Raw genomic sequence first — 23,360 nt, 5'->3', positions numbered from 1 at the left:
CACCTGCTCCGGGTCGGCCCACGAACTTCTCCAACATGCCAACGCCAGGCCCCCGGGGGCGAGTTCCCGCGAGCCGTCCTCGAACGGATCTCGGCTAGTCCAGGACCGTGACCGGATCGCCGACCCGGATCACACCGGGGGACAGGGGGACGAGGTTCTGCCCGAAGACCAGCTTGCCCTGGAGTCTGCGGTGGCGCCCCAGCGTGTGCAGGGGCTCCCGGCCGCGCACGGCGCTGTCCTGGTCCGTGGTGGTCACCACGCACCGGCCGCACGTCTTGGCGACGCGGAACCCGACCTCGCCGATCGTGAGCCGCGACCAGTCGTCCTCGGCCCAGGGGGCGGTCCCGGACACGACCACGTTGGGCCGGAACCGGTTCATGGGCAGTGGGCCCTCTGCCGGGTGGTCACCCTGTGCGATGAGGGAGTTGAGGGCGTCGAGCGAGGCGGTCGTGGTGACCAGCAGGGGGTAGCCGTCGGCGAAGGAGACGGTCTCGCCCTCGCGCGCGTACTCGGGGTCGACGGGCCGGCGCGTCGCGGGGTCGTCCATGTGCACGAGACGGACCTCGGCGCCCAGATAGGCGCTGCACCAGGCGTGCACGGCAGGGTCCTCCGCGGGGACCGCCTCCACCTTGTCGCGGAAGATCTGCACCGGAACGGTGTCGACCGGTCGCGGTACGGGCACCGTCAGCGGCCGCGTCCCGGGTGCGGACAAGCGGACGCCGCCGCCGGGCAGAAGCTCGGCGGCGGCGAGCGCGATGCGCGGTTGCTGGCGTTGTGTGACGACCTTTCCCCCGTCGTCGATCAGCGCCCAGCGCCGGTCTCCGGCCAGCCCCCAGGGCTCCACGACGGCCTCCCGGGGCGCCTGGCCCCGGAACGCCTTGACCGGATGTACGTGAATCGACCGCAGCTGCGCATTGCCCATGGATCCATCGTGCCAGCAGGCACGGACAGTCCGGGGGTCGGCTCAGTAGCCGCGGTACTGCTGGTTGTTGTACGGGTCCTGATACGGCGCCGGAGCGGGCCGGGGAGCCGCGGGGCGCATGGCCTCGTAGCCCATGCCCTGGTTCATCGGACGCGGCTGCTGCTGCGGCCCGGGGTAACCGCGAGGCGCGGAGGCCTGCTGCGGGATGTAGGCGGCGGGCGCCTGTTGCAGCGGCGAGGGCTGCTGCGCCTGCGGATAGCCGTAGGAGGGCTGGGACGGTCCCGCCGGGAGGGCGGGCAGCGCGGACGGCAGCGCGGGCAGGTTGCTGCTGCTCGGCATGGCGTACTCCGCCGGCACCCGGATCGGGGCGATCTGCGGGGTGCCCCGCTCGGCCACGAGCGAGTCGTAGATCGGAGTGTCCGGGAAAGAGGCGGAGTAGTAGCCGCCGCCATAAGTGGAGCGGGGGGAGGTCATGGCACATAAGTTAAGCCCACGATGTGCTGGTTGGGGAGACCGATAAGAGGGTTGTTTTCCGTGTCGGCAGTGACGTGGGATCCCCAATGCGAGCGAACTCGGCAAAAAGGGACCTCTACCTGCGTTCGGATCCTGTAAAGGCCGAGTTCCGGGCGGGTTACCCGCGGTTGGACAGTGATCTTCCTGTGCACCTCATGGGAGTTCGCTGTCGCGGGGAATAGGTTGACCCTGTAGAGAACCAATGGGCTGCCGGGACATGCCTGGCGCGGTGACACGTGATGGGGGCGGACATGTCAATGTCGAAAGGATCCAATACTCCGGTGCCGACCACGGCGCTGAGGGTCGAATTGGGCTGGAACACCGGACCGGGGGTGCCCGACGCCGACGCGTCGGCGCTGCTCCTGGTCGGCGGGAAGGTCCGTTCCGACGGCGACTTCGTCTTCTACAACCAGCCGGTGCACTCCTCCGGCGCGGTCCGGCACGAGGGCAAGCGCAACCTCGGCGGCCAGGTGGTCGACAGTCTGCTCGTCGACCTCGCGCGCGTGGAGCCCACGATCGAGACGATCGTCCTGGCCGCCTCCTCTGACGGCGGCGCGTTCGGACAGGTGCCGGGTCTGCACATCGAGGTCAAGGACGCCGCCCAGGGGACCTCCGTCGCCCGCTTCGACAGCACCGGCGCGACCGTCGAAACCGCTTTCGTGCTCGGCGAGTTCTATCGCCGCCAGGGCTCCTGGAAGTTCCGTGCCGTCGGCCAGGGCTACAGCAGCGGACTCGAGGGCCTGGCCACCGACTTCGGCATCACGGTCGACGAACCCCAGCAGGCCGCTGCCCCGGCGCCGACAGCGCCGCGCGCCCCCATGGCGCCCCCGGTCACCGCGCCCCCGCCCATGCCCCCGGTGACCATGCCGCCGCCACCCGCCGCGCCCCCCGCTTCCCCGGCGCCGGCCGCTCAGCCGGTCCGCCTCACCAAGGTCACGCTCACCAAGGCCTCCCCCTCGGTGTCGCTGACCAAGCAGGGCGGCACCTCCGGCGCGATGCGGGTCAACCTCAACTGGGAGGTGCGCAAGCAGTTCTCGGGGTGGGGCAGCAAGCTGGGCCGCCCGGTCGCGCATCACAACGACCTCGACCTCGACCTGTGCGCCCTGTACGAACTCACCGACGGCAGCAAGGGCGTCGTCCAGGCCCTCGGCAACGCTTTCGGCTCCCTGCACCAGCCGCCGTTCATCCACCTCGACGGCGACGACCGCACCGGCGCCGTCGCGAGCGGCGAGAACCTCACCGTCAACCTCGACCACAAGCAGCTCTTCCGCCGCATCCTGGTCTTCGTCACGATCTACGAGGGCGCGCGCTCCTTCGCCGACCTGCACGCCACCGTGACCCTTCAGCCGCAGTACGGTGCCCCGATCGACTTCTCCCTCGACGAGTGCACCGTCCCCTCGACGGTGTGCGCGCTCGCCCTCATCACCAACACCGGCTCCGACCTCGTCGTCCAGCGCGAGGCCCGCTACCTGGTGCCCGAGCGTGGCGTGAGCCCGCAGCGGACCGTCGACTACGCCTACGGCTGGGGCATGAACTGGACCCCCGGCCGCAAGTAGCCCACGGTCACCCCTCCTCGGGGACCGTGTCCGGACGTGCGTAGGTGCGGCCCTTCCAGGCCGCACCGCGCCCCCGGTAGTGCTGCACCGCGGAGTCGACCGTCATCAGCAGATAGAGGAACGCCGTGAACGGCAGCAGCGGAGCGAGCCACAGCGGCTGCCGGTAGTAGCGGAGCATCGGGACGTACGTCCCCGTCATCACCAGCCACGCCGCGCCACCGAGCAGCACGGCCCGCGCATCGCCCACGGCGAGCCCCGCGCCCAGCGCCACGGGCGGCACCAGATACACCAGCGCGAGCCCCGCCACCGTGCCGGTCAGCAGCAGGAGACTGTGCCGCAACTGCGCGTACGCGCTGCGCGAGACCATGCGCCACAGGTCGTGCAGCCGCGGATAGGGACGCACGCTGTCCACCCGCTCCGCCAGCCCCAGCCAGATGTGCCCGCCGCCGCCCTTGACCGCGCGCGCGAGTGCCACGTCGTCGATGACGGCGTGCCGGATCGCGTCCGGGATCCGCGCCCGCGCGGCGGCGTCCGTGCGCAGCAGCACACAGCCGCCCGCCGTGGCCGCCGTACGCGACCCCTTCCGCCCGATCCGGCGGAACGGATACAACTGCGCGAAGAAGTAGACGAAGGCCGGTACCACCAGACGTTCCCACAGGCTCTCCACCCGCAGCCGGGCCATCTGGGAGACGACGTCGAAGCCGCCGGTGCGCGCCGCCGCGACCAGCCCGCGCAGGCTGTCGGGGGCGTGGGCGATGTCGGCGTCCGTCAGGAGCAGGTACTCGGGGTCACGCGCGCGTGCCAGGCCGATGCCGTGGCGCACCGCCCAGAGCTTGCCGGTCCAGCCCGCGGGCGGCTCACCCGGCGAGCCGACGGTGAGGGGAAGGCCGCCGTGGAGCCGGGCCAGTTCCCGGGCCAGCTCTCCCGTGCCGTCCGTGCTGCCGTCGTCGACGAGGAAGATCTCGGCCCGTCCCGGATAGTCCTGGGCGAGCAGCGAGGGCAGGCTCGCGGGCAGCACCTCGGCCTCGTCGCGCGCGGGAACGACGACACAGACCGACGGCCAGTCGTCCGGCTCGCGCCGCTCGGGAAGTCTGACGTCCGTGCGCCAGAAGAAGCCCTGGCAGAGCAACAGCCACAGCCAGGCGGTGAGGGATACGGCGGCGGTCCACGCGATGGCGCTCACGGGCGCAGTCTGCCCCACCGGACCGGCCGGGAAGGGCTCATCGTCTATCGTGGCCGGGTGAAGATCGCGCTCATGGACTCCGGACTCGGCCTCCTCCCCGCCGCCGCCGCGGTACGCCGGCTGCGGCCCGACGCGGATCTCGTCCTGTCCTGGGACCCCGACGGCATGCCGTGGGGACCGCGCACCCCCGAGGACATCACCGAGCGGGCCCTGGCCGTCGCCGGCGCCGCCGCCGAGCACGACCCCGACGTCCTGATCGTCGCCTGCAACACCGCGTCCGTGCACTCCCTGCCCGCACTGCGGGCCCGCTTCGAACCGGGTCTGCCGATCATCGGTACCGTCCCGGCGATCAAGCCGGCCGCGGCCGGCGGCGGACCCGTCGCCATCTGGGCCACCCCCGCCACGACCGGCAGCGCCTACCAGCGCGGCCTGATCGAGCAGTTCGCCATCGGCGTGGACGTCACCGAGGTGCCCTGCCCCGGGCTCGCTGACGCCGTGCACCACGCGGACGAGGCGGCCGTCGCGGTCGCCGTCGCCGCCGCCGCGGCCCGCACGCCCGAGGACGTGACGACCGTCGTCCTGGGCTGCACCAACTACGAACTGGTCGCCGAGCCCATCCGGGCGGCCGTCCAGCGGCCCGGCCGGGCGCCGCTGATCCTGCACGGCACCGCCGGCGCCGTGGCGGCCCAGGCGCTGCGCCGCATCGGTGCGGCCCCCGCGCCCGACGCCGCCGCGGACGGCACGCTCACGGTGCTGCTCAGCGGGCGGCAGGAAGCCCTGCCGGAGACCGCCCTGACGTACGAGGAAGGAAGGCTCCTCCAGGCGGTCACCCACGCCCGCTGACCGAAGGCGGGAAAGGCCCTTTCCGGCCCGGTCACTCTCCGCCACGCGCTACCCACGCGGCGAAACCTGAGTAATCTCGTTGGCATGAGGGACCACCCCCAGGGCGCGAGCGCGCCGCATGACGACGTCTGGACCGGACGGGCCACCAACCGGTACCAGTGGCTGCTGGCGCTCGTGGGTGCCGCCTGTCTGGCGCTCGGCATCGAGCTCGCGGTCGACTCGGCATGGACCTCCGGTATCGCCCCGCTCGCCATGGCCGTCGTCGGCTGTATCGCGGCCGGGCTGCTGGTCCTGTTCGGCACACTGGCGTTCGTGCACGTCGCGCTGAAGGTCGACGAGGAGCACCTGGAGGTGCGCTGCGGCCACATGGGCCTGCCGCGCCGCCGTATCCCCCTCTCCCTGGTGGCCGGCGCCGAGGTCGCGCACGTCACGCCGAGGCACTGGGGTGGCTGGGGCTACCGCTGGCGGCCGGAGAAGGGCACCGCCGTCGTCGTACGCCGTGGTGAGGGCGTGCGGCTGAGCCTGTGGGACGGGCACACGTTCACGATCACCGTGGACGACGCCGAGGCCGCCGTACAGATCATCCGGGACCGGCTGCGGCCGCATACGCACGGTGCGGCGCACTGAGCGCGTCTCACGGAGCCAGTCGGTCGCCCGCGGGGCGTACCTCCAGCTGATGGCGTGACGATTCGTCCGCCAGGGGGCGGGCCGCGGCCAGCCCCGCCAGCAGTCCGGCGCCCACCGACACCGTCGTGAAGCTGAGGGCGTTGCCCACCGAGGCGATCGCCGCCAGCGCGGTCAGCGCCGCTCCCGCGGTGAGGGCGACCGGTGTGGGGCGCGGGGAGCGCCACAGTGTGGAGAGCATCCAGCAGAAGACCGCGGCGAGCAGCAGTACGCCGACGACTCCCTGTTCGGCGGCCTGCTGGAGCGGCGCCGAGTGCGGTTTGCCGTCGGACAGCAGGCTCTGGGCCGCCGTCGTGCTGAGTTCGCCGAAGCGTCCGGGGCCCACGCCCAGGCCCGCGTCCCGGTGCGCCATGTGCAGCGCGTCGTGCCACAGGTCGATCCGGTGCCGGGTCAGCCGGCCCTCCAGTGACTCCGTGAGCCCCTCCGGCAGCGCCCGGCCGGCGACCGCCCAGGGCAGCCCGGTGGTCAGGGCCGCCGCGAGGGCCAGCCCGGCGAAGCCCGCACCGCGGTGGCCGCGCATCCGGCCGGCGGCGAGCGAGGCCAGCAGGACCGCGCCGCTCGCGACACAGCCGCCGGCCGAACCGAGGAATCCGGCCGTCACCACGATCCCGGCGGCCAGGGCCCGCAGCATGAGCCGCGGTACCGGGGCGCGTGCGGCCCACGCGGCGCAGCACGCGGCGCCCGTGGACAGGGTCAGCACCGCCGCGGCGCCGCCCGCGTGACCGAGCGGCGCGACGATCTCCGGGCCGGGGGAGAGACGTGGGGCCGCCGCCACCAGACCGACCCCGGTCAGCGCCGCCGCGCACAGGGGCGCGACCGGCAGGAGCGCTCCGCAGATCCGCCCCGCCGCGTAACCGGCGGCCACCGCGAGGACCGCCAGCAGCACGCCCTCGGGGCGGCCCTCGTGCACGGCCGCCGTGATCAGGGCCCATACGGCACAGGCCCCGAGCACCACGACACCCGCCGCGTCAGAAACGTTTCGTCTGTCGCCGTCCTCTCCAGGACCGGACGCAGACGTGATCCCCGTCGACCCCACCGACCCCCCGAACCGGTCTCCCCCCGACCTGTGCCGGGCCCGCTCGCACGGCCGCCTGACCGGCCGCACGACAAAGGCTCCGGCACACCGTAACGGCTGATGGACGGTTTGTGGACGAGTTGCGCAGGACGGATGCGGTACGGGTGGTCCCGGGCGGTCGGTGCCGGCCCGGCGGACGGGCGGGGGAGCGGGGGCGGGACGGTGCCGCCCTCCGGACCGCGCTGTCGGTGCCCAGGTCACCCGCCGTACACTCCCGGAGTGACCGTCACCGCAACATCCGTGGACGAGTCGGACCGGGCTCAGCCGCTCGGCGCCGCCTCGCGCGGAGCACGCCTCGTGCGCTTCGTCCCGGCCCTCGCCGCCACGCTCTCCGGAGTGCTGCTCTACGTCAGCTTCCCGCCCCGCACCCTGTGGTGGCTCGCGCTTCCGGCCTTCGCCGTCTTCGGCTGGGTGCTGCGCGGGCGCGGCTGGAAGGCGGGCCTGGGCCTCGGCTACCTCTTCGGCCTCGGCTTCCTGCTGCCGCTGCTGGTGTGGACGGGCGTGGAGGTCGGCCCCGGGCCGTGGATCGCGCTGGTGGCGATCGAGGCGATCTTCGTCGCGCTGGTCGGCGCGGGCATCGCCACGGTGTCGAAGCTGCCCGGCGCCCCCCTGTGGTCGGCCGCCCTGTGGATCGCCGGTGAGGCGGCACGCGCGCGTGCGCCCTTCAACGGCTTCCCCTGGGGCAAGATCGCGTTCGGCCAGGCCGACGGCGTCTTCCTGCCGCTGGCCGCCGTGGGCGGCACACCGGTGCTCGGCTTCGCGGTCGTCCTGTGCGGTTTCGGCCTGTACGACGTCGTCCGCGTCCTCGTCGCCAAGCGCCGTGGCCAGGACATACGGCGGTCCGCCGCCGCGGTCGCCCTGCTGAGCCTCGTCGTCCCGGTCATCGGGGCGCTGGCCGCCCGCCCGCTGGTCAGCGACAAGGCCGAGAACGGCACGGTGACCGTCGCCGTCATCCAGGGCAACGTGCCGCGCGCGGGCCTCGACTTCAACGCCCAGCGGCGTGCCGTCCTCGACTACCACGCGCGCGAGACCGAGCGGCTGGCCGAGAAGGTCAGGGCCGGCAAGGTCGCCAAGCCCGACTTCGTGCTGTGGCCCGAGAACTCCTCGGACGTCGACCCGTTCGCCAACGCCGACGCGCGCGCCGTCATCGACGGTGCCGCCAAGGCGATCGGCGTGCCGATCTCGGTCGGCGGCGTCGTCGAGCGCGGCGGCAAGCTCTACAACGAGCAGATCCTGTGGGACCCGAAGAAGGGTCCGACCGACACCTACGACAAGCGGCAGATCCAGCCCTTCGGCGAGTACCTCCCGCTGCGCTCGCTCATCGGGGCGATCAACAGCGACTGGACCTCGATGGTCCGCCAGGACTTCAGCCGCGGCACCGAACCGGGCGTCTTCACCATGGCCGGCGCCAAGGTCGGCCTGGTCACCTGCTACGAGGCGGCCTTCGACTGGGCCGTGCGCTCCGAGGTCACCGACGGCGCCCAGCTGATCTCCGTGCCCAGCAACAACGCCACCTTCGACCGCAGCGAGATGACCTACCAGCAGCTCGCCATGTCCCGGGTCCGTGCCGTCGAGCACAGCCGGACCGTGACGGTCCCGGTCACCAGCGGCGTCAGCGCGATCATCATGCCGGACGGGAGGATCACCCAGAAGACCGGCATGTTCGTCGCCGACTCCCTGGTCCAGAAGGTGCCGCTGCGGTCCTCGGAGACGCCGGCCACGAAGCTCGGCATCCTGCCCGAGATGGCCCTGGTGGTGATCGCCGCGGGCGGACTGGGCTGGGCGATCTCCGCGCGCGTGCGCAACAGGCGGGCGGGAGCGGCCGGTCCGGGCAGGCCCTAGGGTCGGGACATGGCTACTCCCGACTTCATCCGTGATCTCCGTGCCTCCGTCGGCCATCAGCTGCTGTGGCTCCCCGGAGTCGCCGCCGTCGTCTTCGACGACGAGGGCAGGGTGCTGCTGAACCGTCGCTCCGACACCCGTCGGTGGTCGCTGATCGGAGGTATCCCGGAGCCGGGAGAGCAGCCCGCCGCCTGCGCCGTGCGCGAGGTGTTCGAGGAGACGGCGGTGCACTGCGTCGCCGAGCGCGTCGTCCTCGTCCAGGCCCTGGAGCCGGTCACCTACCCCAATGGTGACGTCTGCCAGTACATGGACATCACCGTGCGCTGCCGGGCCGTCGGCGGCGAGGCCGAGGTCAACGACGACGAGTCGCTGGAGGTGGGCTGGTTCGCCGTGGACTCCCTGCCGGACCTGAACGAGTTCGGGAAGTTCCGGATCAAGCAGGCCCTGGCGGACGCACCCACATGGTTCGACCCCACTGGATCCGGCTGAAGTATGGGTTACGGCCACATGGGGTGAGGTGCGGTGGCTGCCTAGGGTCGTGCCATGACAGCTGCTCGCGCCCTCCCGGCCCCCCACGCCCCCACGCTCGACCTCGGCGGCCGCACCGCCCTCGTCACCGGCGCCGCCGGCGGCATCGGGCGCGCCTGCGTGCTGCGGCTCGCCGCGGCCGGGGCCAAGGTCAGAGCGGTGGACCGGGACGCCGCCGGGCTGGAGGAGCTCGTCGACGCGGCCCGGGACCTCGCGGGCGCGGTCGAACCGCACGTCCTGGACCTCACCGACCTGGACGCCGCGGAACTCTCCGCCGCCGGGACCGACATCCTGGTCAACAACGCCGGGCTGCAACTGGTGCGCCCCATCGAGGAGTTCCCGCCCGACGTCTTCCACACGGTCCTCACCGTCATGCTGGAGGCCCCGTTCCGCCTCGTGCGGGGCGCCCTGCCGCACATGTACGGGCAGGGGTGGGGCCGTATCGTCAATGTCTCCTCGGTGCACGGGCTGCGCGCCTCCCCCTTCAAGTCGGCGTACGTGGCCGCCAAGCACGGCCTGGAGGGCCTGTCCAAGACGGCGGCCCTGGAGGGCGCCCCGCACGGCGTCACCTCGAACTGCGTGAACCCCGCCTATGTCCGCACCCCCCTCGTCGAGAAGCAGCTCGTCGACCAGGCGCGGGCGCACGGCATCCCCGAGGAGCGCGTCCTGACCGAGGTGCTCCTCCAGGACAGCGCGGTCAAGCGGCTCATCGAACCGGAGGAGGTCGCCGAGGCCGTCGCCTATCTGTGCAGCCCGCAGGCCTCCTTCGTGACCGGTACGTCCCTGGTGCTCGACGGGGGCTGGACGGCGCACTGAACCGTGGTGCCGCCGGGGTTTTCCACAGGGCTGACGAGGTGAGTGCGCGATGAGGAATCCTGTGAACATGTCCCGCGATCACGTGCAGTCCGCCGAACGCCCCACCGGCAGCACCGAGGCCCCGTTCCTCGAACTGCTGGCCCGCGGCGCGTCCGCCGACGCCTACGAGCAGCCGGTGCTGGTCGCCCGCGCCGAGGGACGGCCTGCCGAGCGTGTCGCCGCGCTGGAGGAGGCCAAGCTGATCGCGCTGCGCGTGCGCTCGGAGCTGGAGGGCCGGCGCCGCCGCGAGGCCGAGCTGTCCGCGCTCTTCGAGACCGCGCACGACCTGGCGGGACTGCGCGACCTGGACGCCGTCCTGCGGGCCATCGTCCAGCGCGCCCGGTCGCTGCTGGGCACGGACGTCGCCTACCTCAGCCTCAACGACCCCGCCCGGGGCGACACATACATGCGGGTCACCGAGGGCTCCGTCGCCGCCCGCTTCCAGCAGCTGCGGCTCGGCATGGGAGAGGGGCTCGGCGGCCTCGTCGCCCAGACCGCCCGCCCCTATGTCACCGACGACTACTTCAAGGACGACCGCTTCCAGCACACCCGCAGCATCGACAACGGCGTACGGGACGAGGGCCTGGTCGCCATCCTCGGTGTGCCGCTGACGCTGGGGCACCACGTCATCGGGGTGCTGTTCGCCGCCGACCGGCGCGCCCGGGTCTTCGAGCGGGAGCAGATCGCCCTGCTCGGCTCCTTCGCCGCGCTGGCCGCGGCCGCCATCGACACCGCGAACCTCCTCACCGAGACCCGCTCGGCCCTCGCCGACCTGGAGCGGGCCAACGAGATCATCCGCGACCGCAGCGGTGTCATCGAGCGTGCCTCCGACGTCCACGACCGGCTCGCCGAACTCGTCCTGCGCGGCGGCGGGGTGCACGACGTGGCGGCCGCCGTCGCCGAGGTCCTCGACGGCACGGTCGAGTTCCTGGAGGCCGCCGCCGCTCCGGCCGAGGCCCTGGAGGCCTCCCGCGCCGAAGGACACGCGGTCAGGCATGGGGACGACTGGGTCGCGGCCGTGGCCGCCGGCGGCGAACTGCTCGGCGCGCTCGTCCTGCGCGGCCACCCCGGCCTGGACCCCGTCGACCAGCTCACGCTGGAGCGCGCGGCGATGGTCACCTCGCTGCTGCTGCTCGCCCGACGCTCCGCCGCCGAGGCCGAACAGCGCGTCCGCGGCGAGCTCCTCGACGACCTCCTCGACGCCCGCGACCGCGACCCCCGCCTCCTGCGCGAGCGCGCCGCCCGCCTCCACGCCGACCTCGACGCCACCCATGTGGTCCTCGCCGCCCGCCTCGACGGCACCACCGCCGACGCCGAGCAGGAGGCCGACGCCCGCAGACGCCTGTGGTCGGCCGCCTCCCACCTCGCCGCCACCCGGCACGGCCTGGCCGCGGCCCGCGACGGCGGCACCGTTCTGCTGCTGCCTCTGAAACCCGGCGACACCGCGACCGCCCTGGCCCGCCGCACCGCCCGCCACCTGGGCACGGCTGTCCACGAGGCGGTCACCGTCGGCGCCTCGGCCCCCGTGGCGGACCTGGCCACGAGAGCGGACGGCGTGACGGCCGCCTACGAGGAGGGCCGGCGCTGCCTCGACGCGCTGCGGCTCCTCGGCCGCACCGGAGACGGGGCGGCGGCCGAGGACTTCGGCTTCCTCGGCCTGCTCCTGGCCGGCGACCGGGACATCACCGGGTTCGTCGACCGCACGATCGGCCAGGTCGTCTCGTACGACGAGCGGCGCGGCACCGACCTGCTGCGCACCCTCGACGCCTACTTCGCCTGCGGCATGAGCCCGGCCCGCACCAAGGACGAACTGCACGTCCATGTGAACACGGTCGCCCAGCGCCTGGAACGCATCGGCCGCCTTCTCGGCGACGACTGGCAGAGCCCCGCCCGCGCCCTGGAGGTCCAGCTCGCCCTGCGTCTGCACATACTCTCCGCGCCCACACAGCACTGACCCCCGTACGCGGGTCGCGTACGGGGGCCGGCCATACGGGAGGTCAGACGGTGCGGGCGTCCGCGGTCTCCGTCGTCACGGGCGCCGCGTCGGCCGCGGAGTCCACGTCCGCCAGGTCCCGGTCGCGGGTCTCCTTGGCCACGCCCACCGCGATCAGCGTCAGCACCGCCGCGGCGATGACGTACAGGGCGATCGGCGTGGAGCTGTCGTAGTCGTCCAGCAGCGCGGTGGCGATGAGCGGGGCCGGCGCGCCCGCCGCGACCGAGGCGAACTGGGCGCCGATCGAGGCACCGGAGTAGCGCATCCGGGTCGCGAACATCTCGGCGAAGAAGGCGGCCTGGGGCGCGTACATCGCACCGTGCAGCACCAGACCCACGGTGATGGCGAGGATCAGGTTGCCGAAGCTGCCCGTGTCGATGAGGGAGAAGAACGGGAACATCCACAGGCCGATGCCGGCCGCGCCCAGCAGATACACCGGACGCCGGCCGATCCGGTCCGACAGCGCGCCCCACAGCGGGATCACCGCGAAGTGCACGGCCGAGGCGATCAGCACCGCGTTGAGCGCGGTCTGCTTGGAGACGTCGGCGGCGGTGGTCGCGTAGACGAGGATGAACGCGGTGATGACGTAGTAGCTGATGTTCTCGGCCATCCGGGCGCCCATCGCGATGAGCACGTCCCGCCAGTGATGGCGCAGCACGGAGACGATCGGCAGCTTCTCCGCGTCCGCACCCCGCTCCGCCTTGCGGGCCTCCGCCTGCGCCAACGCCTGCTTGAAGACCGGCGATTCATCGACAGACAGACGAATCCACAGACCGACCATCACCAGCACACCGGAGAGCAGGAACGGAATCCGCCAGCCCCAGCTGGTGAAGGCGCTGTCCGAGAGGACCGCGGTGAGCAGGGACAGCACACCCGTGGCCAGCAGTTGCCCCGCGGGCGCGCCGGTCTGCGGCCAGGAGGCCCAGAAGCCGCGTCGCCTGGCGTCCCCGTGCTCGGACACCAGCAGCACGGCCCCGCCCCACTCACCGCCGAGCGCGAAGCCCTGCACCAGACGCAGCGCGGTCAGCAGCACGGGCGCGGCCGAGCCGACCGTCGCGTGCGTGGGCAGCAGCCCGATCGCGAAGGTCGCCCCGCCCATCAGCAGCAGGCTCAGCACCAGCAGTTTCTTGCGGCCGAGCCGGTCGCCGTAGTGCCCGAAGACCAGCGCGCCGAGCGGCCGGGCTGCGAATCCGACGGCGTACGTCAGGAACGACAAGAGGGTGCCGACGAGCGGGTCGGAGTCGGGGAAGAACAGCTTGTTGAAGACGAGGGCGGCGGCGGAGCCGTAGAGGAAGAAGTCGTACCACTCGATGGTCGTGCCGATGAGGCTGGCGGCGACGATGCGCTTCAGGTTGCCCGGTGTTGCGGGCGTGGGCGGAGCGGATGCTGCGGAGGCCATGAGCGCCACTTCCTCGTGTGCGGTGGGGACGGGTACGTGTCGCACACCGTAGGAAGGTGCAGGTCAGGGGCACATGTGGTGGGACAACATAGTTCGGGGCGCTGTTGTGCGTCAGGCCACCATGCTTGGGCGCGGAGCGGCGGGTCAGCGGGACGAGGTGGTGTCCCTGACCCAGGGGAGCGCCCTGCGTTCCAGCAGTACCAGGGCGAAGTAGAGGACGATGCTCATCAACCCGATCAGGATGATCGCGGCCCAGGCGGTGGCGGTGTCGCCCACCCCGCCGGCCTGCACGATCAGATAGCCGAGCCCCGACTCACCGGCCTGGAACTCGCCGATGACCGCGCCGATCGCGGCGAGCGGCATGGCCACCTTCAGTCCGACGAAGATCTGCGGCAGCGCGGCGGGGAGCCGCACCTTGCGGAACGCCTGCCAGCGCGAGGCGTCCAGTGAACGCGCCAACTCGGCCAGATCCGCCGGGGTCGAGGTGAGGCCGGTCGCGGTGGACAGTACGATCGGGAAGAAGCAGAGCAGGAAGACCATGGTCAGGACCGGCTTCTGCCCCCAGCCCAGCGCGCCCACCAGCAGCGGTCCGAGCGCGATCTTCGGGACCGCGTTGACGGCGACCAGCAGGGGCGTGAACATCCGCTCCAGGACGCGCGAGGCGGCCAGCGACAGGCCGATCAGGACGCCGCAGACGCTGGAGAGGACGAACCCGACGACCGTCTCCACCGTGGTGTCGCCGGTGTGTTCGAGGAACCGGGCCGGGTGCGCGGTGAACGCCGAGCGCACGGCACCCGGCGGAGGCAGCACCGCCGGGTGGATCGCCGCCAGGCCTGAGGTGAGAAGCCACCACCCGGTCAGCGCGACCAGCAGTCCGGCCAGGGGCAGCAGCACGATGCCGATGCCCGTCCGGCGCGCGGTGCGATCAGGCCTTCGGAACCAGGTCGAAGTCGATGATCTGGTCAGGGGTCATTCCCTTCGGGAGCGTGCCCGCGTCCTCAAGGATCTTGATGCTCTTCGCCACCCGCCCCGAGTCCAGCGACCCGATCACCGCGCCGGAGCCGTCCTTCAGCGTGACGTACCCGGCCATCAACTCCAACTCGGCCGCCGCGGAAGCGGGATTCGTGACGTCCACGTTCCGCTGGAGGATCCCGGCGGCCTCCTGGGAGTGGGCGAGGCTGTACTCCAGGCCCTTGAGGAGCGCGGCCGTGAAGCGCCGCACCATCTCCGGATCCTGCTCGGCGATCTTCTTGGACGTGATCAGCACGTTTCCGTACAGGTCGGGGATCACGTCGCTGTACGGCAGCAGCACCGCCTTCTTCTTCGTCACCGCCTCGATGGTCGGCTTGCCCACGACGAACTGGCCGATGCCGTCGACCGAGCCACCGGCCAGCGTCCCCATCAGGGTCTGCGCCTCGCCGTTCACCCAGGTCACCTTGGCGGCGTCCACGCCGGCGAGGCGGGCGTACGTCGGGAAGAGGTTGCGTACGACGGAGCCCGGCGTGTCGGCGAGCCGCTTGCCCTCGAGGTCCTTCGGCTTCGCGATGCCGCTGCCCTCGGTGGTGGCGATCGCCGCCATGGTGTGCTGCTGGACGGCGGCCACCGCGACGAAGTCCTTCGCCTGACCGTTGCCCAGGGACAGCAGACCGCCCGTCAGATCGATGGGGCCGAACTGCGCCTGGCCGCTCACGACGGCCGGAATCACGCCGCCGGTGCCCTGCCCCGGCCGGATCGTCACGTCGAAGCCGGCCTCCTTGAAGAACCCCTTGTCCTTCGCGACCCAGGCGTACGCGTCCCGGCCGAAGTTGCCGAAGGAGGTCAGATAAGTGACCTTCTTGAGGGCCTTGGCGTCGTCACCGGCGTCCGCGTCGGAATCCGAGCCGCCGCACCCCGCCGTCAGCGCCAGCCCCGTGGCCAGGGTTGCCGCGGCGAGCGTACGGGCGAACCTGAACTTGCGCACAGTGTTGTCCTTTCCGAACGGTAGGACGGAACCGTCGAGGGCATGACACTTGATGCGGTCAACAGCGTACGAGAAACGGGCAGTTGTGAGCCAGGTGCGGGGAAGGGGACGCCGGATGATCGGACTGACCGGTGTGTCGCGGAGCTTCGCCGGCCGGTCCGGCTCCACGGTGGCGCTCCAGGACATCGGCCTGCACATCGCCGAGGGCGAGTTCGTGGCCGTGGTGGGCCGCTCCGGGTGCGGCAAGTCCACCCTGCTCCGGCTGATCGCCGGGCTGCTGTCGGCCACCACCGGCGAGATCACCATCGGCGGCGAGCGGGTCGCCGGGGCCCGGCGGGACGTCGCCCTGCTGTTCCAGCGGCCGGCCCTGCTGCCCTGGCGGTCCGTCCTCGACAACGTCCTGCTGCCTGTGGAGATCTTCGGCTGGAACAAGGCCCGGCACCGCGAGCGGGCGCACCAACTGCTGGCGACGGCCGGGCTGAGCGGCTTCGAGAAGCACCGGCCGCACGAGCTGTCCGGCGGAATGCAGCAGCGTGTCGCCCTGTGCCGGTCGCTGATGGGCGAACCGCGGGTGCTGCTCATGGACGAGCCCTTCTCCGCACTCGACGCGCTCACCCGCGCCGATCTCGCGGTGGAACTCCAGCGCATCCACGCCGAGAACGCGTCCACCGTCGTGTTCGTCACCCACTCCATCGACGAGGCCGTGCTGCTCGCCGACCGGGTCGTGGTGCTCACCCCGCGCCCCGGCCGGATCCGCAAGATCGTCGACATCCGCATACCCCGGCCGAGGACCCTGGGCCGCACCGAACATCTCGGCGAAGTCGCCCGGTGCAGCGCCGATCTGCACGAACTGCTCATGGAACGGGACCAGTCCGCACCGGCCGAGACGGAGGGGTGATGAGTTTGCGGGTCTGTGTCTTCACCGAGCCGCACCGCGGCGCCGACTACGAGGACCAGCTGCGCTTCGCACAACGCGTCGAGGACTGCGGATTCGAGGGCTTCTTCCGGGCCGACCACTATCAGGCCATGGGGGACGATCCCGGTCTGCCCGGTCCCACCGACGCCTGGCTGACGCTCGGCACGCTCGCCCGGGAGACCTCCCGGATCCGCCTCGGCACCCTGGTCACCCCGGCCACCTTCAGGCTCCCCGGCCCGCTCGCCGTGACGGTGGCGCAGGCCGACCGGATGAGCGGGGGTCGGGTCGAACTCGGGCTCGGGGCGGGCTGGTTCACACGTGAGCACACCTCGTACGGCATCCCGTTCCCGCCCGCCCCGGAGCGCTTCGACCGGCTCGCGGAGCAACTGGCGGTGCTCACCGGGCTGTGGCGGACCCCGGTCGGCGAGCGTTTCAGCCATCTCGGCGAGCACTACCGGCTGGTCGACGCGCCCGCTCTGCCGAAGCCGGTGCAAGTGCCCGGGCCGCCGATCATCGTGGGCGGGCGCGGGCCGAAGCGGACCCCGGAGCTGGCGGCCCGGTACGCCGACGAGTTCAACATGCCGTTCACGTCGGTGGCGGAGACCGCCCGGGCGTACCGGCGGGTCGCCGAGGCGTGCGAGCGGACCGGGCGGGCCGACAGCGGCCGGTCACCCCTGGTGCTCTCGGCCGGGGTCGTGGTGGCCATCGGCCGTACCGACGCGCAGGCGCGACGGCGGGCCGCCCCGCTGCACGTCAAGAGCGCGCTGCCGCCGGAGGATCCGGTGATCGGATCCCCGGCCCAACTCGTGCGGCGGCTGGGTGAGTTCGCCGCGATCGGAGCGAGCCGCGTCCATCTGAGGCTGATCGACCTCCACGACCTCGACCACCTGGAACTCATCGCCGGGGACGTGCTCCCGCAGCTGTAGCAGCGCCTACAGGGGTGCCGGGGACGACGCGCCCGCGATCAACAGGTGCGGCGTGCCCTTGCCGTCGGCGGGCACGCTCCACAGATCGGTGGTGCCGACCTTGCCCTCGGCGGGGAGGGCGTAGGCGACGGTGTCGTCGTCCAGCCAGGTGGCCTGGTCGTCGACGCTGTGCCGTTCGGCGAGCGGGGTCTCGCGCAGGGTGCGCAGATCGAGGACGTATTCGCGCCAGAGGTCGGTGCGTGACAGCACCCGCTTCTTGAAGGCGACGCGGCTCCCGTCGGGGGAGAGGGAGGGGCACTCCACGTTCTCGACCAGCGTGGTCACCGACTGCCCGGAGAGCGAACCCCGCACCAGGTACGTCTTGTTGGCGGTGTTCAGGGTCGCGTAGAAGGTGTCGTCGTCGGTGGCGAAGGTGACGCCCCAGAAGTTGATGTCCGCCGCGTTGTACGCCTTCCCGTCCAGCTTGATCGAGAACGTCTCCAGGCTGGGGATCAGCTTCATCGTACGGGTGTCGAGGATCGAGGTGCGGGTGGAGAAGAAGGCGGACGCGTAGGACTCGCCGGACACGAAGACCGTCCAGGCGACGAAGCGGCCGCTGGGCGAGACCCGGGCCCGGCTGGGGATGCCCGCGAGCGGGAAGGTGCGTACGGTGCGCAGGTCGGCGTCCAGGAGCAGGGCGCGGTTGCTCTGCTTGAGGACGCCGGTGTCGGACTGGAGGCAGACGCCCGTTCCCGCCGCCGCGTAGAAGCGGGCGCACTTCAGGTCCGACGCGGTCCGCCCGGCGCCGGGGTCGGCGGACGGTACCGCGGCGACGGCGGTGCGGTGCGGGCCCGCGGCCGCGTTGACGAAGGTCAGCAGGTTCTTGCGGTCGAGCGTCAACTTGCCCGAACTGACGGCGGGTCCGCCGGCCTGTGGCTGGTTGGCCCGGTCCGCGCGGTCGGCGGCGTGCAGGACCATGCCGGTGGCCAGACCGGCCAGCAGCACGACCGCCGCGACGAGGATGAGCAGGCGGCGGCGGAGCGAGGTCATGGGGATCCTTGAGGCGGTTGTCGGTTCCGTGGTGATGCCGGGAGGCGCGGCGGTCATCGTGACCCGCCGGACGGCCGCAGCACCACACCCGCGACCGCTGCACAGCACAGCAGGCCCACCGCCGAGCCGGCCAGGGCCGGACCGTCGCCCCACAGGGTCCAGGCGGCGCCGAAGGCAAGCGAACAGCAGAAGCGGGCCAGCGCCTGGCTGGTGCCGACGATGGCGAGGCCGCTGGCGCGCAGACGCTCGGGCACGACCGCGGCCAGCGCGGCCGGCAGCACCCCGTCGGTGGCCGCGTAGAACACGCCGTGCAGGGCGAGCACGGCAGGCACGAGCAGCGGGGTGTCCGGGGCCCACAGCAGCAGGGCGTACGCGGTGAGCAGGCCGACGTGGCCGGCGAGGAACACCGTGCGCCGCCCGATCCGGTCGGCCAGCGCGCCGAGCGGCACGGCCAGCAGCAGGAACACCACGGCGGTGCCCAGCGGCAGCAGCGTGAACCACTCCTCGCCGACCCCCGCCCGGCGCTGGAGCAGCAGATAGACGAACGCGTCGCTGACGGTGGTCAGACCGAGCAGCGCGGCACACCCGGCGAGCGCCCGCAGCCGCGGCACCCGCAGCAGCGCCAGCGCCTCCCCGACCCGGACGGGCGGCCTCGGTTCGGCCCCGGCCTCGTCCGGTGTGTCGCGTCGCTTGCCGGGCACGAACAGCAGGAGTACGACCACACCGAGCACGGCGACGCACGCGCTCACGCCGAACACGGCGTCGTAGCCGTCGGCCGCGGCGCGCAGGATGAAGAAGGCGGCCAGCGGGCCGAGCATCGCGCCGGTGGTGTCCATCGCCCGGTGCACACCGAAGGCGCGGCCCTGCCGCTCGACCGGTGTGGAGAGGGAGATCATCGCGTCGCGCGGGGCGGTGCGCAGGCCCTTTCCGGTCCGGTCCAGGGCGAGAACGGTGCCGAGGGCGCCGATGCTGCCGGCGAGCAGGAGCAGCGGCTTGCACAGCGCGGACAGGCCGTAGCCGAGCCCGGCGAGCAGCTTGTGGTTGCGGATCCGGTCGGCGAGATGGCCGCCGGTGAGCTGCACCAGTGCGCTGACGCCGTTGTAGACGCCGTCGAGGGCGCCGAAGCCGAGGGGGCTGAAGCCGAGGGTGGTGACGAGATAGAGGGGGAGGACGGCGGTGACCATCTCCGACGAGATGTCGGTGATCAGACTGACCGTGCCCAGTACGAGCACGACCGGGGCGACCCTGGACCCCGGGCCGCGTCTTCGGCCCGGCGCGGTGTCCGCCTCCGGGGTGGCGGAGCGGTCGGTGAGGTACATGATCAGGACTCCAGGTGCGGTGTGCCCATGCGTGCCGATCGCGGTGCGATCAGTTCTGCCGACTGCTGTCGTCCCGCAGCCAGGTGTCGAAGTCCCGGGCCCGGATGGCCTTCTGGGCCCGGCGCCGGGAGACGACCGCCGCGCCGACGAACACGACGACCGCCGCGAGGAGCCTCGGCTCCTTGCGGAGCAGGCCCTTGAGGTCGGCCACGCTCGTGCGCGCGGAGGCCTCCGCCGGGTCCCGGTGCTGTTCGACCTGCGCGGTGGAGACCATGGCCCGGATCCGGCGTTTGATCAAGTCCCCCCAGGTGCGCGGCGGATGGACCACGACCCGCGCCGCGTCGACCACCCGCCGTTCCCCGGCGGTGAACGCCAGGGACGCGGCCAGGTCGTCCGCCATCAGCGGAGGCAGCGCCGCGATACGGGCGTGGCCTTCCTCGGACACCGCGATCACACCCCGGCCGAACAGGCCCTCCCGCACCGCCGGAAGGCGTTGCCACACCCGGTAATACGCCCGTACCCGCCAGGCGCAGCCGGCCAGCGGAAGGTGCCGTTCGGGGGCGGTGGCGAGGATGCCCGAGGTGTCGTCCGCCAGGGGCTCGGCCAGGGTCCGCGCATCCGCTCCCGAGAGGACGACGTCGGCGTCCACGTAGATCCGGGGGAAGCCGAGCGCGTGGTCGTCGCCCGCCCGCAGCGCGGCGTGTTTGGAGGGCACGGGGATCTCCACCACCCGTACGCGGGGGCCGCGTTGGGCCGCGATCCGGGCGGTGTCGTCGGTGCAGCCATTGCACACAACCACGATGTCCGTCCGCTCGTCCGCGGGGTCCTCCAGCAGCGAGTCGAGGAGCCGGCCGATGACGCGCGCCTCGTTGTGCGCCGGGATCACGATGCTCGTCACCTGGGCAGTATGACGTCGGTGTCGCGATTGCGATGTGTGTTTCGTCCAACTGTTCCCGTGACTGCGTTCAATGCTCTAGATTGAGGTCCGCCGGGCCGGTGGGGGAGGGGAACTTACCTCTGAAGGCACGCCAAGGCGCCGCCTTGGTAACCGGATGGGAAACTCTCATTGACCAACTTGCAAAGGTCATGGGGCGGTTGGGGAACCGTCGCGGGCCTTTTTGATTGCTTTCCGGCTCTGCTTTCTTGATTCCGGTGTCGCTGTGTGGAGGAGACACATCGGCACTGATCCAGCCCTGCCGCGGACGTGCGACGGTATGTCCTGATCTCTTGCGGCCAGGGGTAGCTGCGCCTGTGGTGGGGGGCCATGACCATTGAGGTCACGCATGAGCAATTGGATGTGGAACTTAGACGTCCGGCAGCTCGCCGAAGACCCTGGGACCGGAAGTACCGGACCGTTCTGCTCGTCGCGGACGGCCTCGCGGCCGTTGTCGCGGCATTGATGATCCACGGCGCATACGGCCGCTGGGCGGTGGCCCTGGTGCTGCCGCCGACCTGGATCCTGGCGATGCTCGCCCATCGCACCTACGACCGCGGTGCCCTGGGACAGGGGACCGAGGAGTACCGAAGGGTGCTGCGCGGAGCCGTCGCACTGCCGGCCTTGGCCGCGGTCGCGTACTGGCTGTTCGCGCACGACTCGGACCTCTTCCATGACATGACCATGGCCGCGGTACCCGCTGTCGTGATCGCCCTGCCCGTCCGCTACCTGCTGCGCCGCGGACTGCTCCGGCGCTGGGCGCGCGGCCGGGACCGGAGCTCGACCCTGCTGGTCGGTCCGGCGCACGGCATCCTGGAACTGGTCGCCGTACTGCGCCGCGGCGGGGCGCAGGAGCTCCAGCTCGCCGGGGTGTGTCTGACCGACCCCGAGAACGCCACGGAGATCCGCAAGTTGGGGATCCCCGTCCTCGGCGGTGTCGACGACATGAACGACGTCGTGCGGGTCATGGGAGTCAGCGCCATGGTGGTGCTCCCGGCGCCCGAGCTCGACGCCTCCGTCCTGCGCCGGATGTCCTGGATGGCCGCCGCCCAGGGCGTCGACTTCCTGCTGGCCCCGATGCTGGCCGACGTGTCCGCGCCGCGGCTCGCGGTCCGGCCCACCAACGGGGTGCCGCTGGTGCGGATCCAGGCGCCGAACCTCTCCCGGTTCGCGCGGCTGCCCAAGCAACTGCTGGATCGTTCCCTCGCGGCTGTACTGCTGCTTTTCCTCGCGCTGCCCATGCTCCTCGTCGCCCTGGTCGTGCGGCTCGACAGCTCAGGACCGGCGCTCTTCCGCCAACAGCGGGTGGGCCGGTACGGCGACCACTTCACCATGCTCAAGTTCCGTACGATGCGGACCGATTCCGAGGCCCTCAAGGCGGAGCTGGCGCACCTCAACGAGAACAGCGACGGCCTGCTGTTCAAGATGAAGCAGGACCCGCGCGTCACCCGCGTCGGCGCGTTCCTGCGCCGCAGCTCCCTCGACGAACTGCCGCAGCTGCTCAACGTGGTGCGGGGCGACATGTCGCTCGTGGGGCCGCGTCCTCCGCTGCCCGAAGAGGTCGAGGAGTACACCTCCGACATCAAGCGCCGGCTGCTCGTCAAGCCAGGGCTCACCGGACTGTGGCAGGTCAGCGGCCGTTCCGACCTGCCCTGGGACGAGGCGGTCCGGCTCGATCTCGGCTACGTGGACAACTGGTCGATGGGCCTCGACCTGACCATTCTGCTGCGCACCGGGTCCGCGGTGGTGCGTGGAACGGGGGCCTACTGATGAGCCGGGACCTACCGAAGAACCGGGACCTACCGAAGAACCGAGGAAAGAGGAGCGCTGTGACGCAGGAGCCGTTGGGGGTCGCGGTCGTCGGGGCCGGTTACTGGGGTCCCAACCTCGTACGCAACTTCCAGGCCAGCGACCGCTTCCGGCTGCGCCGGCTGTGCGACCTCGACGTGGACCGGGCCCAGCGGGTCCTCGGCGCCTACTCCACCGTCCAGGCCACCGCGGACTACGCGGCCGTCCTCGCCGACCCCGAGGTGGCCGCCGTCGCCGTGGCCACCCCCGCCGGCACCCACCTCGACATCGCCCTGGCCGCCCTGCGCGCCGGAAAGCACGTCCTCGTCGAGAAGCCGCTCGCGGCGACCTACGCCGACGGGATGCGCCTGGTGACCGAGGCGGAGGAACGCGGGCTCACCCTGATGTGCGACCACACCTACTGCTACACACCCGCCGTGGGCCGGATCAGGGACATGGTCCACTCCGGGGAACTCGGCGAGATCCACTTCGTCGACTCCGTCCGCATCAACCTCGGGCTGGTCCAGAAGGACATCGACGTCATGTGGGACCTGGCCCCGCACGACCTGTCGATCCTGGACTTCATCCTCCCCGCCGGCGTCGAACCGGTCGCCGTCGCCGCCCACGGGGCCGACCCGATCGGGGCCGGACAGGCCTGCGTGGCCTATCTGACGCTCACGCTCAACACCGGGGCCATCGCCCACGTGCACGTCAACTGGCTCTCCCCGACCAAGGTGCGGACCACGATGGTCGGCGGCGCCAAGCGCACCCTGGTCTGGGACGACCTCAACCCCCTTCAGCGGGTGGCTGTCTACGACCGTGGCGTGGACCTGGCCTCGCCGCAGGAGATCGGCGCGGACGAACGCCGGGACATGCTCGTCTCGTACCGCTCCGGCGACATGGTCGCGCCCGCCCTCGGCGAGAAGGAGGCGCTGCGCAGCATGGTCGACGAGTTCGGCGACGCGATCCGCGAGCGCCGGGCGCCGCTGACCGACGGCCGGGCGGGCCTGCGCGTGCTGGACATTCTGGAGGCGGCCTCCCGGAGCCTGGAGTTCAAGGGCGCGGTCGTCGGCCTGCGCGCCGGGCGTTGAGCCA

General features: G+C 72.0%; 21 protein-coding genes. 11 read left to right on the top strand and 10 right to left on the bottom strand.

The features are described 5' to 3' along the window. Nucleotides 1–94: 94 nt before the first annotated feature. Together OG866_RS05600 and OG866_RS05595 are read right to left on the bottom strand one after the other, a co-directional pair. Nucleotides 95–922 (bottom strand): MOSC domain-containing protein, encoded by an 828-nt coding sequence (locus tag OG866_RS05600; protein WP_329332308.1) that lies wholly within the window; start codon nt 920–922, stop codon nt 95–97. A gap of 42 nt (nt 923–964) precedes the next feature. Further along, nucleotides 965–1,396, bottom strand: a complete 432-nt coding sequence (locus tag OG866_RS05595) for a DUF6643 family protein (RefSeq protein ID WP_329332307.1) — start codon at nt 1,394–1,396, stop codon at nt 965–967. A 296-nt stretch (nt 1,397–1,692) separates the two neighbouring features. Between OG866_RS05595 and OG866_RS05590 the strand changes: the two genes are divergently transcribed. Further along, nucleotides 1,693–2,991, top strand: a complete 1,299-nt coding sequence (locus OG866_RS05590) for a TerD family protein (protein ID WP_329332306.1) — start codon at nt 1,693–1,695, stop codon at nt 2,989–2,991. Between the two features lie 7 nt (nt 2,992–2,998). Here OG866_RS05590 and OG866_RS05585 read toward each other — a convergent pair whose 3' ends face one another. Next, nucleotides 2,999–4,192: a glycosyltransferase gene (locus OG866_RS05585; protein WP_329332305.1), complete on the bottom strand. Its 1,194-nt coding sequence runs from the start codon at nt 4,190–4,192 to the stop codon at nt 2,999–3,001. 39 nt (nt 4,193–4,231) lie between these two features. Between OG866_RS05585 and OG866_RS05580 the strand changes: the two genes are divergently transcribed. Both OG866_RS05580 and OG866_RS05575 read left to right on the top strand, forming a co-directional pair. Next, nucleotides 4,232–5,017: a glutamate racemase gene (locus OG866_RS05580; RefSeq protein ID WP_329332304.1), complete on the top strand. Its 786-nt coding sequence runs from the start codon at nt 4,232–4,234 to the stop codon at nt 5,015–5,017. An 84-nt stretch (nt 5,018–5,101) separates the two neighbouring features. Continuing rightward, complete coding sequence (locus tag OG866_RS05575; RefSeq protein ID WP_329332303.1) at nt 5,102–5,644, top strand: hypothetical protein; 543 nt, start codon at nt 5,102–5,104, stop codon at nt 5,642–5,644. A gap of 7 nt (nt 5,645–5,651) precedes the next feature. Here the strand turns inward: OG866_RS05575 and OG866_RS05570 are convergent, their stop codons facing one another. Next, nucleotides 5,652–6,656 carry an O-antigen ligase family protein gene (locus tag OG866_RS05570; RefSeq protein WP_329332302.1) on the bottom strand — a complete coding sequence of 335 codons (1,005 nt, stop codon included), beginning with the start codon at nt 6,654–6,656 and terminating at the stop codon, nt 5,652–5,654. Nucleotides 6,657–6,995: 339 nt separating this feature from the next. Between OG866_RS05570 and lnt the strand changes: the two genes are divergently transcribed. The 4 genes from lnt (at nt 6,996) to OG866_RS05550 (ending at nt 11,955) form a co-directional block, all read left to right on the top strand. Then, nucleotides 6,996–8,618 carry an apolipoprotein N-acyltransferase gene (gene lnt / locus OG866_RS05565; protein WP_329332301.1) on the top strand — a complete coding sequence of 541 codons (1,623 nt, stop codon included), beginning with the start codon at nt 6,996–6,998 and terminating at the stop codon, nt 8,616–8,618. Between the two features lie 9 nt (nt 8,619–8,627). Continuing rightward, entirely contained in the window at nt 8,628–9,107 is a 480-nt protein-coding gene (locus tag OG866_RS05560) for an NUDIX hydrolase (RefSeq protein WP_329332300.1), read from the top strand. 54 nt (nt 9,108–9,161) lie between these two features. After that, on the top strand, nt 9,162–9,962 hold the full coding sequence (locus OG866_RS05555) for a 3-hydroxybutyrate dehydrogenase (RefSeq protein ID WP_329332299.1): 801 nt from the start codon (nt 9,162–9,164) through the stop codon (nt 9,960–9,962). A 67-nt stretch (nt 9,963–10,029) separates the two neighbouring features. Further along, the gene (locus OG866_RS05550) at nt 10,030–11,955 is read left to right on the top strand and encodes a helix-turn-helix domain-containing protein (protein ID WP_329332298.1); all 1,926 of its coding nucleotides are present in this window, start codon (nt 10,030–10,032) and stop codon (nt 11,953–11,955) included. A gap of 43 nt (nt 11,956–11,998) precedes the next feature. Here the strand turns inward: OG866_RS05550 and OG866_RS05545 are convergent, their stop codons facing one another. The 3 genes from OG866_RS05545 to OG866_RS05535 all read right to left on the bottom strand — a co-directional run bounded on the left by OG866_RS05545 (nt 11,999) and on the right by OG866_RS05535 (nt 15,353). Then, nucleotides 11,999–13,393 (bottom strand): MFS transporter, encoded by a 1,395-nt coding sequence (locus OG866_RS05545; protein WP_329332297.1) that lies wholly within the window; start codon nt 13,391–13,393, stop codon nt 11,999–12,001. Between the two features lie 144 nt (nt 13,394–13,537). After that, complete coding sequence (locus OG866_RS05540) at nt 13,538–14,287, bottom strand: ABC transporter permease (protein ID WP_329332296.1); 750 nt, start codon at nt 14,285–14,287, stop codon at nt 13,538–13,540. 31 nt (nt 14,288–14,318) lie between these two features. Further along, a complete protein-coding gene (locus OG866_RS05535) occupies nt 14,319–15,353 on the bottom strand; it encodes an ABC transporter substrate-binding protein (protein ID WP_329332295.1) in 1,035 nt (344 codons plus the stop codon). Nucleotides 15,354–15,468: 115 nt separating this feature from the next. Here OG866_RS05535 and OG866_RS05530 point away from each other — a divergent pair, with 115 nt between their 5' ends. Together OG866_RS05530 and OG866_RS05525 are read left to right on the top strand one after the other, a co-directional pair. Next, nucleotides 15,469–16,251, top strand: coding sequence for an ABC transporter ATP-binding protein (locus tag OG866_RS05530; protein ID WP_329332294.1), 783 nt, complete (start codon nt 15,469–15,471; stop codon nt 16,249–16,251). Next, nucleotides 16,251–17,195 (top strand): LLM class F420-dependent oxidoreductase, encoded by a 945-nt coding sequence (locus OG866_RS05525; protein WP_329332293.1) that lies wholly within the window; start codon nt 16,251–16,253, stop codon nt 17,193–17,195. Before OG866_RS05530 ends, OG866_RS05525 begins: the two co-directional genes overlap by 1 nt. 6 nt (nt 17,196–17,201) lie before the next feature. Here OG866_RS05525 and OG866_RS05520 read toward each other — a convergent pair whose 3' ends face one another. From OG866_RS05520 to OG866_RS05510, 3 genes are read right to left on the bottom strand one after another with little or no spacing between them, the layout of a single operon-like run. Beyond that, nucleotides 17,202–18,224: a TolB-like translocation protein gene (locus OG866_RS05520; protein WP_329332292.1), complete on the bottom strand. Its 1,023-nt coding sequence runs from the start codon at nt 18,222–18,224 to the stop codon at nt 17,202–17,204. Nucleotides 18,225–18,277: 53 nt separating this feature from the next. Next, nucleotides 18,278–19,543 carry an MFS transporter gene (locus tag OG866_RS05515; protein WP_329332291.1) on the bottom strand — a complete coding sequence of 422 codons (1,266 nt, stop codon included), beginning with the start codon at nt 19,541–19,543 and terminating at the stop codon, nt 18,278–18,280. A gap of 49 nt (nt 19,544–19,592) precedes the next feature. Next, entirely contained in the window at nt 19,593–20,441 is an 849-nt protein-coding gene (locus OG866_RS05510; RefSeq protein WP_329332290.1) for a glycosyltransferase, read from the bottom strand. A 366-nt stretch (nt 20,442–20,807) separates the two neighbouring features. Between OG866_RS05510 and OG866_RS05505 the strand changes: the two genes are divergently transcribed. Next, entirely contained in the window at nt 20,808–22,247 is a 1,440-nt protein-coding gene (locus tag OG866_RS05505) for a sugar transferase (RefSeq protein WP_329332289.1), read from the top strand. A gap of 59 nt (nt 22,248–22,306) precedes the next feature. Beyond that, complete coding sequence (locus OG866_RS05500) at nt 22,307–23,356, top strand: Gfo/Idh/MocA family protein (protein WP_329332288.1); 1,050 nt, start codon at nt 22,307–22,309, stop codon at nt 23,354–23,356. Nucleotides 23,357–23,360: the final 4 nt, after the last annotated feature.

Source organism: Streptomyces sp. NBC_00663 (genome assembly GCF_036226885.1).
GTDB lineage: Bacteria > Actinomycetota > Actinomycetes > Streptomycetales > Streptomycetaceae > Streptomyces.
The sequence above is the reverse complement of the archived record's forward strand: the minus strand, read 5'-3'. Positions and strand labels throughout refer to the sequence as shown.

Bases quoted from the DNA above. Each gene is read 5' to 3' on its own strand.
- OG866_RS05560 (WP_329332300.1), top strand. From the start codon at position 8,628: ATGGCTACTCCCGACTTCATCCGTGATCTCCGTGCCTCCGTCGGCCAT.
- OG866_RS05525 (WP_329332293.1), top strand. From the start codon at position 16,251: ATGAGTTTGCGGGTCTGTGTCTTCACCGAGCCGCACCGCGGCGCCGAC.
- OG866_RS05505 (WP_329332289.1), top strand. From the start codon at position 20,808: ATGACCATTGAGGTCACGCATGAGCAATTGGATGTGGAACTTAGACGT.
- OG866_RS05575 (WP_329332303.1), top strand. From the start codon at position 5,102: ATGAGGGACCACCCCCAGGGCGCGAGCGCGCCGCATGACGACGTCTGG.
- OG866_RS05595 (WP_329332307.1), bottom strand. From the start codon at position 1,396: ATGACCTCCCCCCGCTCCACTTATGGCGGCGGCTACTACTCCGCCTCT.
- OG866_RS05545 (WP_329332297.1), bottom strand. From the start codon at position 13,393: ATGGCCTCCGCAGCATCCGCTCCGCCCACGCCCGCAACACCGGGCAAC.
- OG866_RS05590 (WP_329332306.1), top strand. From the start codon at position 1,693: ATGTCGAAAGGATCCAATACTCCGGTGCCGACCACGGCGCTGAGGGTC.
- OG866_RS05520 (WP_329332292.1), bottom strand. From the start codon at position 18,224: ATGACCTCGCTCCGCCGCCGCCTGCTCATCCTCGTCGCGGCGGTCGTG.
- OG866_RS05515 (WP_329332291.1), bottom strand. From the start codon at position 19,543: ATGTACCTCACCGACCGCTCCGCCACCCCGGAGGCGGACACCGCGCCG.
- OG866_RS05530 (WP_329332294.1), top strand. From the start codon at position 15,469: ATGATCGGACTGACCGGTGTGTCGCGGAGCTTCGCCGGCCGGTCCGGC.
- OG866_RS05600 (WP_329332308.1), bottom strand. From the start codon at position 922: ATGGGCAATGCGCAGCTGCGGTCGATTCACGTACATCCGGTCAAGGCG.
- OG866_RS05555 (WP_329332299.1), top strand. From the start codon at position 9,162: ATGACAGCTGCTCGCGCCCTCCCGGCCCCCCACGCCCCCACGCTCGAC.
- OG866_RS05550 (WP_329332298.1), top strand. From the start codon at position 10,030: ATGTCCCGCGATCACGTGCAGTCCGCCGAACGCCCCACCGGCAGCACC.